15 protein-coding genes are annotated in these 16,485 nt (G+C 59.6%); 4 read left to right on the top strand and 11 right to left on the bottom strand.

The window, feature by feature from the left end; translation table 11 throughout:
* Positions 1-4: 4 nt before the first annotated feature.
* The 7 genes from AC07UX_RS16660 to AC07UX_RS16630 form a co-directional block, all read right to left on the bottom strand.
* A complete protein-coding gene (locus AC07UX_RS16660; RefSeq protein WP_495193101.1) occupies positions 5-346 on the bottom strand; it encodes a TrbC/VirB2 family protein in 342 nt (113 codons plus the stop codon).
* Positions 343-1,026 (bottom strand): lytic transglycosylase domain-containing protein, encoded by a 684-nt coding sequence (locus AC07UX_RS16655; RefSeq protein WP_495193100.1) that lies wholly within the window; start codon positions 1,024-1,026, stop codon positions 343-345. The genes AC07UX_RS16660 and AC07UX_RS16655 overlap by 4 nt, the downstream gene beginning before the upstream one ends.
* Positions 1,023-1,385 (bottom strand): hypothetical protein, encoded by a 363-nt coding sequence (locus AC07UX_RS16650; protein WP_449469890.1) that lies wholly within the window; start codon positions 1,383-1,385, stop codon positions 1,023-1,025. The genes AC07UX_RS16655 and AC07UX_RS16650 overlap by 4 nt, the downstream gene beginning before the upstream one ends.
* Positions 1,386-1,513: 128 nt before the next feature.
* Positions 1,514-2,425 carry a phytanoyl-CoA dioxygenase family protein gene (locus tag AC07UX_RS16645; protein ID WP_495193099.1) on the bottom strand — a complete coding sequence of 304 codons (912 nt, stop codon included), beginning with the start codon at positions 2,423-2,425 and terminating at the stop codon, positions 1,514-1,516.
* An 18-nt stretch (positions 2,426-2,443) separates the two neighbouring features.
* A complete protein-coding gene (locus AC07UX_RS16640) occupies positions 2,444-3,058 on the bottom strand; it encodes an acyl-homoserine-lactone synthase (RefSeq protein ID WP_495193098.1) in 615 nt (204 codons plus the stop codon).
* Between the two features lie 73 nt (positions 3,059-3,131).
* The gene (locus AC07UX_RS16635) at positions 3,132-3,881 is read right to left on the bottom strand and encodes a LuxR family transcriptional regulator (protein ID WP_495193097.1); all 750 of its coding nucleotides are present in this window, start codon (positions 3,879-3,881) and stop codon (positions 3,132-3,134) included.
* Positions 3,882-3,901: 20 nt separating this feature from the next.
* A complete protein-coding gene (locus AC07UX_RS16630; protein ID WP_495193096.1) occupies positions 3,902-4,678 on the bottom strand; it encodes an autoinducer binding domain-containing protein in 777 nt (258 codons plus the stop codon).
* Positions 4,679-4,925: 247 nt separating this feature from the next.
* On the opposite strand from AC07UX_RS16630, the gene AC07UX_RS16625 reads away from it, so the two are divergent.
* Both AC07UX_RS16625 and AC07UX_RS16620 read left to right on the top strand, forming a co-directional pair.
* Positions 4,926-5,492, top strand: coding sequence for a hypothetical protein (locus tag AC07UX_RS16625; RefSeq protein WP_495193095.1), 567 nt, complete (start codon positions 4,926-4,928; stop codon positions 5,490-5,492).
* A gap of 189 nt (positions 5,493-5,681) precedes the next feature.
* Positions 5,682-5,912 carry a hypothetical protein gene (locus tag AC07UX_RS16620; RefSeq protein ID WP_495193094.1) on the top strand — a complete coding sequence of 77 codons (231 nt, stop codon included), beginning with the start codon at positions 5,682-5,684 and terminating at the stop codon, positions 5,910-5,912.
* Positions 5,913-8,026: 2,114 nt separating this feature from the next.
* Here AC07UX_RS16620 and AC07UX_RS16615 read toward each other — a convergent pair.
* Positions 8,027-8,488: an MgtC/SapB family protein gene (locus AC07UX_RS16615; RefSeq protein ID WP_495193093.1), complete on the bottom strand. Its 462-nt coding sequence runs from the start codon at positions 8,486-8,488 to the stop codon at positions 8,027-8,029.
* Between the two features lie 98 nt (positions 8,489-8,586).
* Positions 8,587-10,104 carry a TolC family outer membrane protein gene (locus AC07UX_RS16610; protein ID WP_495193092.1) on the bottom strand — a complete coding sequence of 506 codons (1,518 nt, stop codon included), beginning with the start codon at positions 10,102-10,104 and terminating at the stop codon, positions 8,587-8,589.
* Positions 10,105-11,940: 1,836 nt separating this feature from the next.
* Between AC07UX_RS16610 and AC07UX_RS16605 the strand changes: the two genes are divergently transcribed.
* The gene (locus tag AC07UX_RS16605; protein WP_495193136.1) at positions 11,941-12,249 is read left to right on the top strand and encodes a TFIIB-type zinc ribbon-containing protein; all 309 of its coding nucleotides are present in this window, start codon (positions 11,941-11,943) and stop codon (positions 12,247-12,249) included.
* A gap of 54 nt (positions 12,250-12,303) precedes the next feature.
* Here AC07UX_RS16605 and fliE read toward each other — a convergent pair whose 3' ends face one another.
* Positions 12,304-12,672: a flagellar hook-basal body complex protein FliE gene (gene fliE, locus AC07UX_RS16600; RefSeq protein ID WP_495193091.1), complete on the bottom strand. Its 369-nt coding sequence runs from the start codon at positions 12,670-12,672 to the stop codon at positions 12,304-12,306.
* 509 nt (positions 12,673-13,181) lie between these two features.
* A complete protein-coding gene (locus AC07UX_RS16595; protein ID WP_495193090.1) occupies positions 13,182-14,474 on the bottom strand; it encodes a glycoside hydrolase family 130 protein in 1,293 nt (430 codons plus the stop codon).
* A 1,165-nt stretch (positions 14,475-15,639) separates the two neighbouring features.
* Here AC07UX_RS16595 and AC07UX_RS16590 point away from each other — a divergent pair.
* On the top strand, positions 15,640-15,936 hold the full coding sequence (locus tag AC07UX_RS16590) for a TFIIB-type zinc ribbon-containing protein (protein WP_495193135.1): 297 nt from the start codon (positions 15,640-15,642) through the stop codon (positions 15,934-15,936).
* Positions 15,937-16,485: the final 549 nt, after the last annotated feature.

Here is a 16,485-nt window from a genome sequence, read left to right as displayed (position 1 = left end):
GCACTCACGCGCCGCCGGTTATGGTATCGACGATCCACTGCGCGCTGAACACGATGAAGATGCCGACGATGACCGTCACGAGGAGACCGAGGCTTGCACGGCCCGTGAAGAACATGAAGCCGACGATGACGACTGCGATCACCGCGATCGTCTTGGCAAAAGTGCCGGTCAGCCAGGTCTTGATATTCTCAGCCATCGATGTGACGCCATCGGCGGCCTGGGCATGCGCGGGGTCACTCAGCAGCATCGAAACCAGCATTGCGGCGACGATCAGCGCCAGCGTCTGGACCAAAGCGCGGCGACGTGGCGGGAGCCAGGTGGATAAGGTCGAAACGGAAATTGTCATTCGGTCGGTCCTTCTCTCGATGGCGGTGTCCCGTCGCCAAACACCATCATCGAGGCGGTTTGGGCGCTTGCGGAAATGTCCCAGGCCCGCGGTGCTTTCACCGCCGTCTGCACAATGCGAGGCTCCTGGATTGGCGTTTCGGATGCGGGTCTTGGAGGTGCGGGCCTGACCGAGGCTGCGCCGGTTGGCGCTAATCCCCTGATCGCGGGAATGATGACCGCAGAGCTCGCATAGACTCTCGCCACATAGCCGTTGCCAAAGCCACGGGCCTGGTTTCCGGTATTGTACATCGAAAGAGCAACGGAGATCGCGCGATCGGACGAACCCTGGGTGCGCGCCGCGTCAAGGAAGTTGCTCGACAGGACCCGCGCTGCGGCGGCGAGATTGCGACAGGGATCGAATGTGTCCTCGACCGAGAGGCCCAGCCATCGAAGATTGGCGCTGTTGATCTGCCCGAGGCCGAGGTCGATATTATAGCCCTTGGCGATCAACGACCGGGCGATCCGGGCGGCTGCGGCAGGCGTCGCGGGTATTTCGGGTCGGACGCTGCGGGCGTTAACGCCGATGGCCAACGTGTCGAACTTGCTTTCGGCATGCACGACGGAGACCAGTGTTTCCGGCGCGACCGAAGGCGCGCATTGTTGCGCGAGGGCGACGACACTGGCCAGTTGCAGGATCATTGTGATCCCATTTCGGCTGAGTCCGGAACCGGCGTCAGGCGCTCGATATTGGCCAGTGAAAAGGTTTGTTGCCGCCCATCGGCAAACGTCATCACGACACGGCGGCGGGTGGCGGAGTCGCGGTCGTAAACTCTCGTCTTCGCGACACCGCCGCCGCTACAGCCGGGAAAGGAGCCGCCGGTCGCCAGCTTTTGCCAAAGCTTGGTCATCGGGGGGATGCACGCGCCATATTGCGTCGCACCGCCCGGATTTGAGAGGCAAAGCAGAACCTGGCAGCCAAGGTCGTTGGCTCGCGCCGGAACCGTCTGGGCGGACATCACCACGAACGGCACGGCAAGGGCAAAGCGCAGGCGCTGCATCTGATTTCTCCGCTTTTCAGCGCCGCTGCATTAAAAATGCGCCGACCGCTCTCCGTTGAAAATCACCTTTCTTTTGAACCCGGCGCGGCATTTTCGGGCAATCCCCCCACAAGGGGGGAGTGCGCCGATCAGATTTCGTTCGATGCGGCGCGCAACCGGCGCTGACCTTCCAGGAATTCCTCAAGCGCTGCCGCTTGATCTGGACGTAACGCATCGATCGCGCCGAGATGGTCGAGACGCTCGTCCCCGAGCAGAATAGATGGGCATCGCCCTTCGTAATTCCCCAGATTGGGTCTGTGCTGCTGATAGCCGATCAGTGCGGCCAGGCTGGGTGCGAACGTGCACGCCACTTCAGGCGGATACACCAGCCATTGATTTTCGTACGGCTTCAACCACCCCAGGCAGTAGCTCACGATCATGCCCCGACGCACATCGAATGACCGGTTGCCGCCAGCGCCGTGAAGGGTCGATCCGAGAAAGACAATCGCAGATCCCGGGCTGCATTCCACGGCAATTGGTTCCGCGGGAGGCTCCGGATTCAGCGCATTTGCGGCGTGACTGTGCGGCCAGATCACGGTCGTCCCATTGTCAGCCCGATAGTCGGTGAACGGCCACATCACGTTGATCAGATATTCGATTTCTCCGGTCTGGCCGCCCCACATATCCTGATCCCGGTGTGGAAACTGCGGCAGGGCACCCGGGTGCAGTTCAAGGGCCTGGGCCAGATTGAGCTGGATCGTGTCACACCACGGGCCGAGTACGGCCTGCGCCATCTCAATGATCTGCGGGTTCTGGATGAACGCCGGCGCATGTCGGGATCGCTTGAGCAGACTCCCGAACCGCTTGGTGCGGGCACCATAAAATCCGCCTTCACAGAACGGCGTTGCATCAAAGTGAGGCGCAAGATCTGCCGCCAGCAGACCGACGTCGCGCACTGGCATCAGGTTCGGCACGACGCAAAAACCCTCTGACAACAATGTCTCGCAGAGCGAATGATGCGGCTCAGACCCGAGCGTCGCGGATGCTAATTTCGTTGCCATATCATGATCTCCCGGTTCTCAGGCAGCCGCGCGATCGAGATCCATCAGCTGGATCGGCGTGAAGATGCCGGATTGGCGCAGCAGGCCCGGTGTCGCCGGCGAAATATCTATCCGCATCGCAGACAGGCCGCGGTCGGCGCTGCTTGGCATGCCGAGCGGAAGGCATTGCCAACCAAATGCCAGGATCTGCTGAAACCACGCCCACTCAGCAACGCCGGTATATGTCGTGATGCCGTTGCAAAGGGCATGTTCGACCAGAGCGGACACGAGACGATTGCGCATCGCAAGTCGCTCGCGAGCCTTCAGCCGACGCGCCAAGCAAAAGCGTGTAATCTCGCGGACCGTCGGGCCTGCTGGCGGGATATCGTCACACAGGTAGGGGAAAATTGTGTCGAGGATGTGCGGTCGGTCGGTCCGAAGCAGACGGGCAGATCCGCAATGCTCGCCTGTCCCGTCGGTCACGACAATATAGGTCGCTGCGTCGTCATCGAACTGGTCGATCTCATATCGACCGGCGAGAACGGGAATGTCCCAGCCAAGCAGATCAACAAAGACTCGCTTGCGTTCCTCGAACATCGAGCGAAACACGCGGTCACTCAACGCCTGTTCAATACCATTACCAATAACAACCATAACGCACCTCCTCGTGAGAGGCCGTCAATCGAGCAGTTTGTAAGGAGCGGCGTTATCCCCAGAACTGGGGAGATCAGCGCCGGAGAATGTCAGTGAAGCTGATGGCGCCGTCGAATAGCGCCCGAATGGCGAGCATCGTTCGCTTCGTCACACCGTAACGGTCGCGGGCGTCTTTCAAATGCTGGGTTACCGTTTCAACCCCAACACCAAGGATCCTGGCGATCTCCCAGTCGGTCTTTCCCCGCGCGACAAGCGCAACGCATTCTGTTTGCCGATCGGTGAGCTGCGGGGCGGGCGGAATGGGCGCAATGCCCGATCGGGCTATCTTGCGGGCGGCCTCGAATGCAAAACTGCCCACGAGCTGGACCAGCGGTAACTGCGCTTCCTCCAGTTCCTCTCCGTTGCGCATAGCAAAAGAGCATGATCCGTTCGCCTCTCCCGGGATATGGGCGGGGATTGTAAATCCGTCGCCGAGGCCGGCTGTGCGAGCCGCAGCGAGTACGGCGTGATCGCGCGGGTTCAATGTGATCAGCGTTGCCACCTTCGACCAGGCGAAGCCGACGGTCGTGGTGTGGCTGGCGCGATGTATCGGGTCGGCCGCATACAGCCGACCCTCTTCGAACGTGTCGACCCAATCTCGGGGATAGCTGACGAGGCGAACGATTGTGCTGCCAGGGTTCAGTAAGTCGACGTGATGCACCAGCGCAAAATATCGAAAGCCCATCACTGCCGTGATTTCTTCAACAGCCTGCATGAGAGCATGAGGGGTGGTAGCGGCACGGGCCACGGTGCAGAATGCCTGCACTTCGGCAAGGGTGATCATGAACCGCCGATCTGCTTGTGCTACACGAGAGCCTCAATATTGAGATGGCCATCGCGAACAGCGCGAAGCACGAGCTGCGTTCGACGGCGGACGCCATAACGTCGGCGCGCGCCTTCGACATATTCGTGAACCGTGTCGCGGCTCAGCCCCAGAATCTGGCCAATTTCCCAGTCGCTTTTCCCTTGTGCCACAAGATCCAGGCAGTCGATCTGGCGAGGGCTAAGCGCTATTGGTACGTTTACCAGCTCATCAGGACCCAGAAGGGTACGCGCTCGGTCGAACGCAACCGTGCCAACCAAACGGGCCGAAAGAAGGTCCGGGCTCGAAATCATCTCGTCGCCTTGGCGTGCCACCGTGAATATCGCGTCGGGCTCGTCGCGCATCCGGATCGGCATGGTGAATCCAGCTGCCAGTCCGTGCGCGCGGCCCCGCTCCAGGATTGATAGCTGGCGCGCATTGGGCGCGATGTAGTCGCCGATCTGATCCCAAGTGAGCCCGGAGACGGTCTTGGCACAGGCGGCGTGGACCGGATCCTCCATATAGAGGCGCGCATCCATAACCTCCTCGATCCAGCGCACCGGGTAGGTGGTTATGAGGAGAGCTTTGCGGGTGGTCCGTTTCAGATCGACATTATGCACCAATGCGAACCAGCGGAACCCAAATTGACGCACGATCGCGTCGAGCATGGATTTGAGTTGGTCGAGGGTCGTCGCCTGCCGGCATTCTGCTTCGAACGCAGTGATGTCACCCAGGCGACCGGCATCTTTCAAACTTCCCATAATGAGAACGGTTCGCATTTCAATTGCGGCTTAGTCCAGCCACCATTCGGCGAAGCCATTGAAAAACAAGACCGGCTGCCTCCGGCGTCCAACTCCCCGCAAGAAATGCACAGGTCGTCTTTAACACGAGCCGGCCGATGCTATGATGAAAGGGCGCGCGTGACACTTTACCCGCAGGCAAAGTGTCACAGCCGACAAAATGATGAAAATCTGCTGCAAAGGGGATTCACTTCCACCCCCTATCTGTGCTTGATTCAATCCTGTTATGTTGCACGCTCCGATCATTGGCGACGGCCGCCCGCAACTGGATATGCCCTGCTTGCTGGAGATGCTTGCGCGGTCCTCGTCTCGACCGCGCTATGCTTTCATGGTGCTCAACCTGATTGCACAGGCTTCTCGATCCGACGGCAGCGCGGGGCCGTTGGTGGCCAAGGGCGGCGGCCTCATTCCTTTGCGTGACTGGCTTTGTGATGCGCTCACCCCGATGGGGCAGCGTGACCCCCGGCGCGTTGCCCTGGAAGAGCGGATACGCAGCGATCTGGCAATGTCAGGCGCATTGCCCGCCAACGTCGATCAGGCGACGGCAATCCTCGACGACGCCATCCGTGAGCAAGTGCGGGCGTCGGGAAAAACGAATGTGAGCCGGGCAGTATCTGAACTCGTGCGCGCTGGCTTGCTCAAGCGGCACTATCAGGGCTATTGTGTCGATCATCATAATCGCGGTGCGCAGCGCCAAGCCGTCTATGTTCTGGCAGGGTGCGCGCGCGGTCTGATTGGCGGCCGACAAGACCAGCCGAGAGCGGTTCCAAGGCAGGCAGAACTGGCGTTCTAATCGCCTCGGAACTGGCCAAATTTAACATAACTATTATTATCGGATAATCAGATTGTAAGCGCCGGATAGAAATGACACCCTCCGCCAGATAGAAATGACACCCTCGGGGCGTCGGCCAGCGGAACAGCGGTGGCACGGTTTCTCCTGTGGGTCGGTTGCCCTGGGACACGCGGTTATCGGGAGAAACGAATGAACTGGGTCATAGGTTTGATGTGCCTCTCGATTGGCCTTGCGATCATAATCTGGACGAACCAACGGGCGTTCAACCGGCGCAATATGGCGGGAATTCAAGAGTTTCGCTCTTACGGCCACTCGCTCCTGATCCGAACGCTCGAACGGTTCGGCCGGATCGGAGCGTGGTTTCTCATCCTGGCCGGTGCCGGTAGCCTTCTGATGTTCTTTGTGGCGGGACGAACTTAATCCGCAAAGGGAATATCTTTCCCGCCATGGTCCCGACGGCAGCCTAAATCTTCGTCAGCATCGACAACATCTTCAACAGGGCTCCGCCTTAGATCGGAGGTGATCCGAGGAACTGCTCCGGATCGGGCATGGCTAATCAGTTCTATAATCGTATCGGCCGCTATTTTCGATCCAAAGTCCGTTTCAAAATCTGACTTGGACATACGCTCCATCCCCGTTCGCGCTGGAGAGTATCCACAAGCGAGGCATCTACGCCTCGCCCGCTTACAGAGGGTTAGCTCCAACGTGCTGAAGACGCCTTGGAGACACGAGATTGCGGTTGTGTCCATCCATGGTTTGTTCGATCCGTGACCGGCAATAAGCTGAAACTCGATAGATACCTGCCATAGACTACAATCCCCAGTTCCATCGGCTGTTCGTCGCCGAGCCCGACTGATATAGAGTCAGCGTGGTCCGCAGGTTACGTCATCTCAACCCTTCACAGTCTTCGCCGGAAGCCCCCGTCCTTTTACTGCGAAGCGATCAGGCCGATCGACAAGGTGACGCGTCCATAAAGGGTTGCCTGATCATTATTAGCGAGAAGACCGGTCACCCGAGGAGGCCAGTAAAGTACCAGCGGCGCATTGCCGACGTTCGCATCAATGCGCAGCCACAGACCCGACAACGCGAGCGCCGAATGCCTGTGACTTCACCGCCGACGTCTCCAACCGGTCGGTGGGAGCCAGTAGCACAATCCGCTATCCGAGCCTCTTTAGCCATGCTGTGTCCTCGCTAATGAGTATGCTAAGCCGCACCTTCTCACAACGTTTGCGAGTTACCCCTAGGTAAGGAAATCAATCCCTCCGACATTTTCGGGTTGGCCGCTTATATTGTTGAAGAACTATTGTTTTGCCGTTGACGATTGCCGTTGTCTCATCGCCAACAAACGACAGCCCGGGTGCCGGCGCAGTCATTCGGGCGGGTGGCGCTTCCTTGGATTCGCGAAGGTCGAGGGTCGTGCGGTCACTCATAAAGTCGATGAAAGCTAGGCTGTTGTCATTACAACGGTATGTATGACTTGCGGCGATCGATGGCGGGAGCGATGGCGTACTGACGGGGCCCGACGCATTGTCCGGCGGAATGTCGTTTCCCTTGTTTGAACAGGCGGGCAATGCAACCAACACAAGGGACAATTGGAGCAAATTGGCGCGAAATGGATACCGCGCTCCATAAATCAACCTTCTAAAATCGGAGAACATAGTCTGACTCCTGACGATAGTTTGCGAATACGACCAGATCGTCATGAGCATCGCTGCCCAAGGAGAGATACCGCAGCGAGAATAGCGGAAAAGAAGCCTGCCGCACCGAGGCTGCCCAGTCGAGGCCCGAGACTTGCCTCGAATGGTCCATTCTTTTGGATTGTAACTACGGACATCACGACGCCAGCTATAAAATAGCCAGCGATGAGTTCCAAAACGCCGGCAGCAAAAGTCGCTGGCCACCATGACAAACAAGGCGAGCCGACCCAGCCTTGGCTTAAAAGCATGAGGATCAGGATCACAAAAAGGACGGAGAACAATAACCTGCGGAAGAGCAGAATACGACGCAGTAACGCCGCTCGCCGGTAGGAATGCATGCGCGCTCCGTCGCCATTTGCTAAAATCTCTTGACGCCGGCCCCGCTTGTCCGAGTGATTTTGCGATCGTCTCATCGGCGTGATAGCCCTGCAACCTCGAATCTAAAACGATCTTTGGGTCGCTGTCGTGGCAGAACCGCGAAATGGGATGTACAAAACGCGGCCAAGAACATTCTAGGCACATGTCTCGAAATCCACTGAGCAGCCTGCAACGGCTCAAAGAGGAAATTCCGCCGTGGGTGCGGCCAGGGGAGCCAATACCCACGGCGTGGCCCGTGCAGCACAGCGGAGTAGCCATTCCAGTGGCACCTTTCTCGCTTTGCCGGCAGGAGCCAAACTGAGTCGTGTCTCAAATCGAGGTCTCGTGAAGGGGCTGTGCGCGCCAATGGCCTGGCTTTGTCCCCCAATAACTCCCAGGGCCGCGAGCGCATTGAAGCGCAAGCCAGACTTTGCCCATGGCGTGTCGTAACGTCGTAAAATGCGGGCGCATGAGACGCCATCATTGACTTCGCTCGGTTTCGGATTGTGGTTTGGCCGCCTTCTTTAGCGGACGCGAGCTGCGGAGCGTGAAGAAGGTCATCAGGCTGATAAATGCGGCGATATCGTAGAGCCCATATCCCACGGCAGCGCCCAAGGCGCCGGTTGCCCATAGGCTTGCTGCGGTCGCTGTACCAGAGGCTTGGCCCCCATGTTTGAGGATCGCGCCTCCGCCGATGAACCCGACGCCGGTGATTAAGCCCTCCAGGATTCGAGCTTGGCCGGTGGACTCCCTGCCTAGAACGGCGATCGCGATCAGCACGAAACCGCAACTCGCGACTGCCACCAACGGAAAGGTTCGGATACCGGCGCTGCGCTCTTCTCTTTCCCGGTCCCAACCTATCGGAAGAGCAAGGCCATAAGCGACGCCCAGATTGATGAGGTGAGAGCCAATCTCATAAAGGGAGCTAGACGCGATCGGCATTTGGCCCGTCCGCTCCAGATTCAGGCGTACGCAGGACGGTCAATCGTGGGACGATTGCAGGGCTGGGCCGGTGTCGAAATCGGCTGGGTTTCAGCATGTCAATTCTGGCCACCAAAAGCTTTTTCGCCATACGATGCTCTTACTCCTGCTGTCTCTGGCGTGGGCAGGAGTGTCGAAGGCTCCTGGCCAATTTTTGGGGACGCCCGATCGTCGAGAACAGGCCCCATCGGCACCTGGGACAAGCCCCGACTACCGGTAGGATTGACAGGGGCCCTTTCGCGATCTTCAAGAACGGGCGCGAACAACGCACCGCCAAATAGGCCGAGGTCCTTGGCCTCTGCCCGGCCCATCGCCGCCAGCAGGGCAAATGCCGCGACATAGGCATCGCGTTGCGCGGTGACGAGTTGGACCTGGCTGTTGAGCAGTTCCTGCTCGGCGTTGAGTACGTCGAGCACATTCCTGTTGCCGACAGTGTTTTCCGCGCGCACCCCCTCCAACGCTAGTTCATTTGCAGAGACGGCCGCGCGAGACGACATGATCACCGCTTGTGTCGCGCGGTGTCGGGAAAATGCAGCGCGAGCGTCCGCAACGACGCGGCGTTCTACCAGTACGATCTGTTCGAGAGTCTGACTGGACAGCGCTTGCGCGCGTCTCACCTGGGCGGCGGGCAATCCACCTTGGAATAGCGGAATTGTTGCTGAAAGACCGACTGTCGCGGTCCGTTGCGACTGCTGAAAAACCCGTCCTGGCAGTGAGCTTTCGAGAGAACCAAGGTAATTGTTGTAGTTACCGCTGCCGATCGCGGAAAGGCGAGGTAACCGGGCTGCTGCGGCCACTCGAATATCAAAACGCGCGGCATCCGCATCGGCTTTTGCTGCAACGAGTTGAGGATTATTTGCCAGTGCAATTTCTACTGCACCGGCTGAGGTCGTCGGCAGACCAGGCAGTTCTGGGGGCTGTTCAAGCGACCGAGCGGGCAAGCCGACAAAGCGAAGGTAATTCTCAAGGCTTGAATCAAGTTGCGAGCTCACTAATTCGAGCTGGCCCCGCGCGAGCGCAAGCCGTGCTTGGGATTGGGCGACGTCCGTCCGCGTGAGGTCGCCGATCTCAAACCGGTCGCGCGATGCTTGGAGGTTGGTTTCGAGTACTGCGACATTGCGCACATTGAGATTGACGATAGCGTCATCGCGGATGACGTCCATATAAACTGACACGATGGCGGTGAACACGTCCGCTTCACTGCTTCGAAGATTGGCTCGCCCGGCCTCAACGCGCGCGTCGGCAGCTCTTATGGCGTTGCGCACGCGCCCGCCCTGATACAGTGGGAATGACAGGTTGGCGCTGCTGCTGACGGCTCGCAGCGGCGCTGAGAAGCTATTTGCTGATCTGACCAGGAATTCTTGGTAATCAGCCGTGGCACTCAGCGTGGGTCGCGCGGCTGCCTTCGCGATCGGAACCCCCTCGTCGGTCGCACGGAGGCCGGCGCGAGCGCCGGTCAGAGATGGATTGGTGCGATAGGCAGCTACGAGTGCCTCTCTCAGGGTCTCAGCATTACCCGGTGCGGCGCCCAATAGCGATACCGGAAGGAGGAGCTGAATTTTCGTGCGCTTCCTCATCGCAGTGCCGTTGCAGACTGCTGATTGGTCGCTCGGTCATGGCGACGATAGTGACCGGGCCGGGGGCCGCGGGCATAACCATCAGACGTCTGCGGTTCCTGGCGATAGACGCGCTCACTCACGCGCGGCGCGGTCATTGACGGAGGCCGACAAAGGGCCCTTCTCATCATAAGGCGGTTCTGATGAAGTGGGGCCAAGAGCCCAGCTCCCCCGCCGGAGTGCCGATAAGAACGACTCGCGAGCGCCATCCAGCATTGGCCGCCGCGTCGTACGATTTCAAAATTGCCAGACCGGCCGTCATTGCTTTGTGCCATCGAGCAACCGACGCTCCGCACGCCATTGATCCCGGCTACGTCGATAGCAGCCAGTTTGGCCCCCAGACCCGACGGGCGAGCAGCTATCCGGCCTTCCGTTGCGGCTCACCGCGTCCAGCTCCTGGACTCGGCTGCCCCACGCTTCTTCCAGCCGGACGATCTGACTCTTACGAAGTCTTGGGGGAATACGATAGCGTTCGGATTCAGGTTGACGACCACAAACGATGATCACGCCGTCGCTAACTTCAGGCGAGCGTGGGCAGGGATCATCGCCATAGACCTCGAGCGACACAATCCGATCAGGCGGTGATGCTCGTACACCGACGCTGAGCGCGATGGCCACCATCCCTGCAAGGCACCCTGCGTAAGCACGGGCACGGCGCTCCATTGAACCGGCATCCTTCCTCCCGACGCAAAAGTCGATGATGAGCTATTGCGTGCCACCTTATCGCTATCGTGACGCGAACATTACATGATCTTTAGAAAGCGAAGCTTTCGTGTTTAGCGATGGCGCGGCTGACATCTCCATCTAAAATCACGTGGATGGTTTGGAGGATGATTCGCTATTATCGAAAGGAACAAAGCACCTCGGCCGGTATTCGACGGACGGCTCGCCTCAGCTCCAAACGTTTATAGCGGGAGAGAACAATGCCCTTGTGGCGGACGTCGATAGCGGTTTCGGGCGCGATTTTATGCATGTCGCTTAGCGGCTGCGTCAACTCAGCGCGGCGGCCGGCGTTCACCTATTATCAGGTATCGTGCGAAACTCCCGGGGCGGTGGCAGCCAAATTGCTACCGCCGGTGGTAAAACCGGAGGACGAAATAGGCTCAGATCGATCGCACCAGTCTCAGACGCCAGCAATCGGGCCGGAGAAGGCTGAGACCTGTGTGATACCCGTCGCTAGGTCCAGCTCCGGCTACTCTCGCGGCTATTATCCCAGAGGTTTTTACGGCCAGAGCTTTTATGGGGCTGGAGGGTACGGGCTATTTGGCCTTGGTGGTTATGGAGTGCGGCATGGCAGAGCGAGCCACGGTTTCTCGGGCCATGGACCAGCCAGACATGGCGGGGGCCATCCTGCCGGAGGCGCGCATCATGCAGGCCGCCATTAAAGCTACATCTGTCAGCGCGCGCGCTGCACACCCTCGGCGCGGTAGTAGCGATCCCGCATTGCGCTTCAGGCTGCAGGCTCGTGTTGGTATCAATGCGGGCGGAACTGTCCGGGTCAAGACGCATTCATCGGCTTTAGTTGCAACGCCGTCCGCGCAAGCAACGTGCGCATGGCAGCTAAAGTTTCTCTCGGCAGAATTGGCTCCGGTCATCATCGTCAGATGCAGATCGTTTGCGACGAATCCGATCCCCTGGCCTGTATCATTCGGACGAGGTTCATCGCGGTCCGCGTATAACGCTCTTGTCAACCAGAGTTGCAATGTCCTGTTGTCAAGTTGTGTCCGCTGACACACAAGAGGAATTCCCATGACCGATACCGTCGTACCGCCTTTGGCAAGGGAACGTGCCCAAGGCATGCTCTGCCCGGTTTGCAGGGTTGATCTCCTGCTTTCCGATCGGCAAGGGATCGAGATCGACTATTGTCCGCAGTGCCGCGGCGTTTGGCTCGATCGTGGCGAACTCGACAAGATCATCGAACGCAACGCCACGCTTGAGGCCGATGCGACGCCGCAGGCTGCGGGCGGCATGGCCCCAGGGCCCGGCTATTCGCAACCAGCCCCCTGGGGCGGAGGCTATGGCGGTGATCGTCATGGCGGAGGTCACGGTGGTGGCGGTCATGGCGGCGGCCATCGAGGCGGCTTTTTAGGCGGCCTATTCCGATAACCGGAGCATTGCTCGTCACAGGCCGCGCCATTTTTAATGTGGTCCTGAAGCTCTTCAAACGGGCATGCTCATAATATCCTTGTAGGCAGAAAGAAGCTTGTTCCTGACCTGTAGGGTTGCTTCGAAACTGATCGAGGCCCTTTGCTGCATGAGCGCGACCGTGGCGATATCGGTGGTTTCACCGCGCTCATAGGTCTCGGTCGCGACGTCCTCCTGCTCTTGGAGGGTGTTGACCTGCTGGAGGGCATTTTTAAAGGTCGTCGCAAAGGACGGCGAGCCGCCCGCGACCCCGTCGGAACGGGGGGTTTCGAGCGGCTGACTGGCGCCTGGGACGGGGCGAGCCGCGGCGTCCCGCAGAGCCGCGTTTCGCTGCAGCACGGCATTGCGAATGGTCATCACATCTGCAGCACCAACACTCGTCACTATATTTTCCTTCGAGATCATCGTGAAACCGGAACAGGAATTCGCACTGAGTTGACAGGCCGAAACTATCAACAGGGTCCCGCAACGCCCAGCCTAAAGCGCGATGAGTTACCATCCCGTTAACCATGACATCGGGCGAAGGTCCGGCCCTAAAACGCGCCGTGGATGGCGCGTTCTTTATCGTTGGGCACTGTCCTGGTCGAACCAGGGTCTTCAACCTTTGTTCGAGCGCCTTGAGGTAGAAGATGAAGCGGCTGCGGTCGCCTGCCCTGCGATCCGGAACGACCTGTGCGTAAGGGGAGAGGTCAAACGCTGCGCTCCTGGACCGGCGGATCGCCTAAAAATTGCGCGATTAAAACAACACCGACATCGACGCGGCTGACGAACAAGACGGCCTCGCTTTGTCGATAAAATAATGCGTCTTGACCGGCATTGGCTAGGGGCACTGGCTAGCGGAAGGAGCCACTTGCACTACTGCCGCCCACAGGACCCAACGACGACTTTGGCCGTCAAATCATCGCGCTGATCAAGGCGTCGACCGATACGGTTGCGAAGCGCGTGTAATTGTCGGCGACGCCGTAAGGCAGGAGTAGCGTCCGATTGCGCACCAATCCGCCACAGCTATACACGACATTGGGAACATAACCGTCACGATCGTCAACACTGGGCTCGATGAGGGGATCGGCTAGCCGCCCAAGCACCTTCGAGGGATCGTCGCGGTCGAGCAGCGCTGCGCCGATGCAATAGTTTCGGACCTCTCCCACCCCGTGAGTGAGCAGCAGCCACCCTTCTTCAATCTCAATCGGCGATCCGCAATTACCGAGCTGGATAAATTCCCAGGACTCGGCTGGCTCAAGAATCCTCGTGCCGTCGACCCAGTGAAAAGGGTCATCCGAAGGAAACAGCCAGAGGTTCTCGCTGTCCTGGCGTCCGATCGCCATGTAGCGCCCCCCGATCTGTCGCGGAAACAGCGCCATACCCTTTCCGTCCGCCAGGTCACCGGTGACCGGGCGCATCGTAAAACGATGGAAATCCTCGGTTTCAAGCATCTCCTGCCGCACACCGCGTTCTCCGACTGCGGTATAGGTGCCGACATAGGTGTGCGTGCCATCTGGGCGTTCGACGCGTGTCATCCGCAGGTCCTCGATCCCGCGGCTTTGGCTTTCGACCATCGGGAATAGAACGGTCTGGGAAACATCGTGGCTTGCCGAGCAGTCGAGCGTGAAGGGATCGCCGTCCTTCCAGCCATCAGGTCGAACCAACTCCGGCGGAGCCGACACCTGAGTGGGCATATCGAGCAGAACCGATCCATCCGAAGCCCAGATGCCGGTGCGGAACGTCACTGACGAGAGATGACCCTCGCCAATCCCGCGCAGCGACAGGATAAAGCGCAAGGCACCCGTCGGCGTCCCGCTCTGATCGGGATGAGGGACAACGCTGGGATTGAACAACGCGGCCGATTCATAGGAATACTCCGCGCTGAAGTAAGCGCCGATGAGCAAGCGCTGGTCGCGGCTGGGCGCAGCCTGACCGGATACTAGATTTGCGACCGCGTCGAAACGGCGGAGCAACGTCGCCTCGACGTCCGGGTAGCGTGTATCGAGCGAGAGGCGGACCCGCGCGAGATCTCGATCGAGCTTCGCGGCGTTGAGCGAGAGCACGCGCGCAATGATGCGCGCACCGCGCGGCCGGCCGGCCGAGGCATAACGCGCCGGATCGGAGGGAAGGAATGGACGACTGACTGTCCGCGCCGGATCTGGGCGCAAAAGGATCGGCAGGTGGAACACCGGAATGGTCGCCATCTGAACTCTTATACTCCGTTACCCCATAAATCGGCCGTAAGCACATGAACTCACCAAACGCCATTGCGCGGGAACCGATGCAAGCGGGTGGACAGCGAGGGTCAGGCTGCCGCTTAATGCTGGCATGCTGCCCGAATGCTACGGCGTTCCAGAAGCCGGAATATCCTCAACGCTTTCCCGGCCATCATCCTCGGCGGGGGGAAGCTGCTCCGGTCTTTCGTCTGGACCGCTCGGAAGCGAGTCGGGATGGGGGTCGGGCGGAGCGCTTGCCATTGAAAGTTTCTCCTCTAATTTCTCAAACCTGCGACTTTCCAACTTGGTTCCGGGTCCAAGCACAATCCGGTGGCTGGCGAGAAGATATTGGTCCGGTGGGCTTCCCGCTCTTTTTGTACTTCTATCACGCCATCTATCAAAAAATTGTCTCCCGCCTAAACCGTTGCAAGCGATCGAAAATGGGCGTCGTGAGTCTCTTTAAATTGATACTGATGTTTAACCCTTGACCATCAGGGTGGCAGTCGAGTGATGACGCGGTCATCTGTCACATCTGAAGATAAGGCCTAGATGCAAGCCGACAAGAACTTTTGGTCAAAAGCCGGACGTACGCTTTGAGAAATTAACAGTACCTGCCAGGCCCGTTCCCGCAACGTTCATCGCGTGAAGCGCATAGCGTTTCTCAAGGTGTGGCGATCGGCCACTTCCGATTGAGGAGAATGATCATGAAACGATTTCTGATCGCCGCGGTCGCTGCGCTCGCGTTCGGCGCGCCTGCCATGGCCCAGTCCCATGGCTGATTTGGGGGGCAGCCCTACCACGGCCAGCAGTCCTATCGGGGCGACGCCCACGCCCGCGGCTACAATGGCTCGGTGTATGCGCAACGCGGAGGGTATTATTCTCGTGGCCCGGGTTATGGCTATAACGCCCGCGGCTACAATGCCCGGGCTGCGCGCCACGAACGGCGCGAAGAGCGGCGGCATGAACGCCGGGAGCGGCGGGGCGGTTATGGCTACTATGGCTACTGAGATCGCGATAACCAAAAGGTCATCCCTCGTTGGACGGGGGACCTTCGCACGAGGAAATGATCATGACTGAGTTAGTGCCCACATCGACCCCGACACCGCAGCGCGCGCAGGGCCTGCTCTGCCCGGTGTGCAGGGTGGACCTCGTGCTGGCGGACCGGCAGGGCATCGAGATCGACTACTGCCCGCAATGCCGGGGCATCTGGCTCGACCGTGGCGAGCTTGACAAGATCATCGAGCGCAACGCGGCCTATGAGGCGGCGGTCGCTCCCCCTCAGCCCGGCCCCGCAAGTCCGCCCCCCGCTCCCGGCTACGCCCAGCAGGGTCCGTGGAACGGCGGTTATGGCGACGAGCATCGTGGTGGGCATCATGGGGGTCACCACGGCGATGGCGATCATGGTGGCTACCGGCGCGGTGGATTCCTGGGAGGATTGTTCCGACATTGACCGGATCAGAAGAGCGATCAATGCCCGATCGTTGGGTCTTTGAGTATGCGCAGGAGGAGAACCACCGTGATCAGAACGATCTGCCTGGGGCTGAGCGCGGTTGTCGCCGCAGGTCTGATAGTCTCGCCCGCGGGCGCACAGCGCAGGACCCATGGCGCCGGAGTCAACTGGAGCGGCGGGCACGGCGGGGTCAGCTGGGATGGAGGCCACGCCTATGAGGGGGGAAGCTATGGCGGCTACCCCGCTGCTTCGCCCCCGTCTCCTGCGTACAAGCCACCACCCCCCACGTACAGGATGTCGCAGCCCTCACCCGATCCGATCGCTAACCCTTACCCCGAGCATGACCGGCGCGGCGGCCATCGCTCTTCAAACCGCGGCAATGGAGCCGATCGGCAACAGTGAAGGAGCTCCATCGGCCCCGCACGACCGGCCCCAACTTGCTAGGCTTCCGTCGCTCGGCGCCGAGCGCGCGTTCGGTGGCTCATACCGGCATGTTCAAGATGGTCTAATCCACCCACGTCAGCCGCCCCGTTTACACTCATCGTTGCA

It is taken from the genome of Sphingobium sp. GW821-FHT02B05 (genome assembly GCF_059421905.1).
The sequence above is the reverse complement of the archived record's forward strand: the minus strand, read 5'-3'. Positions and strand labels throughout refer to the sequence as shown.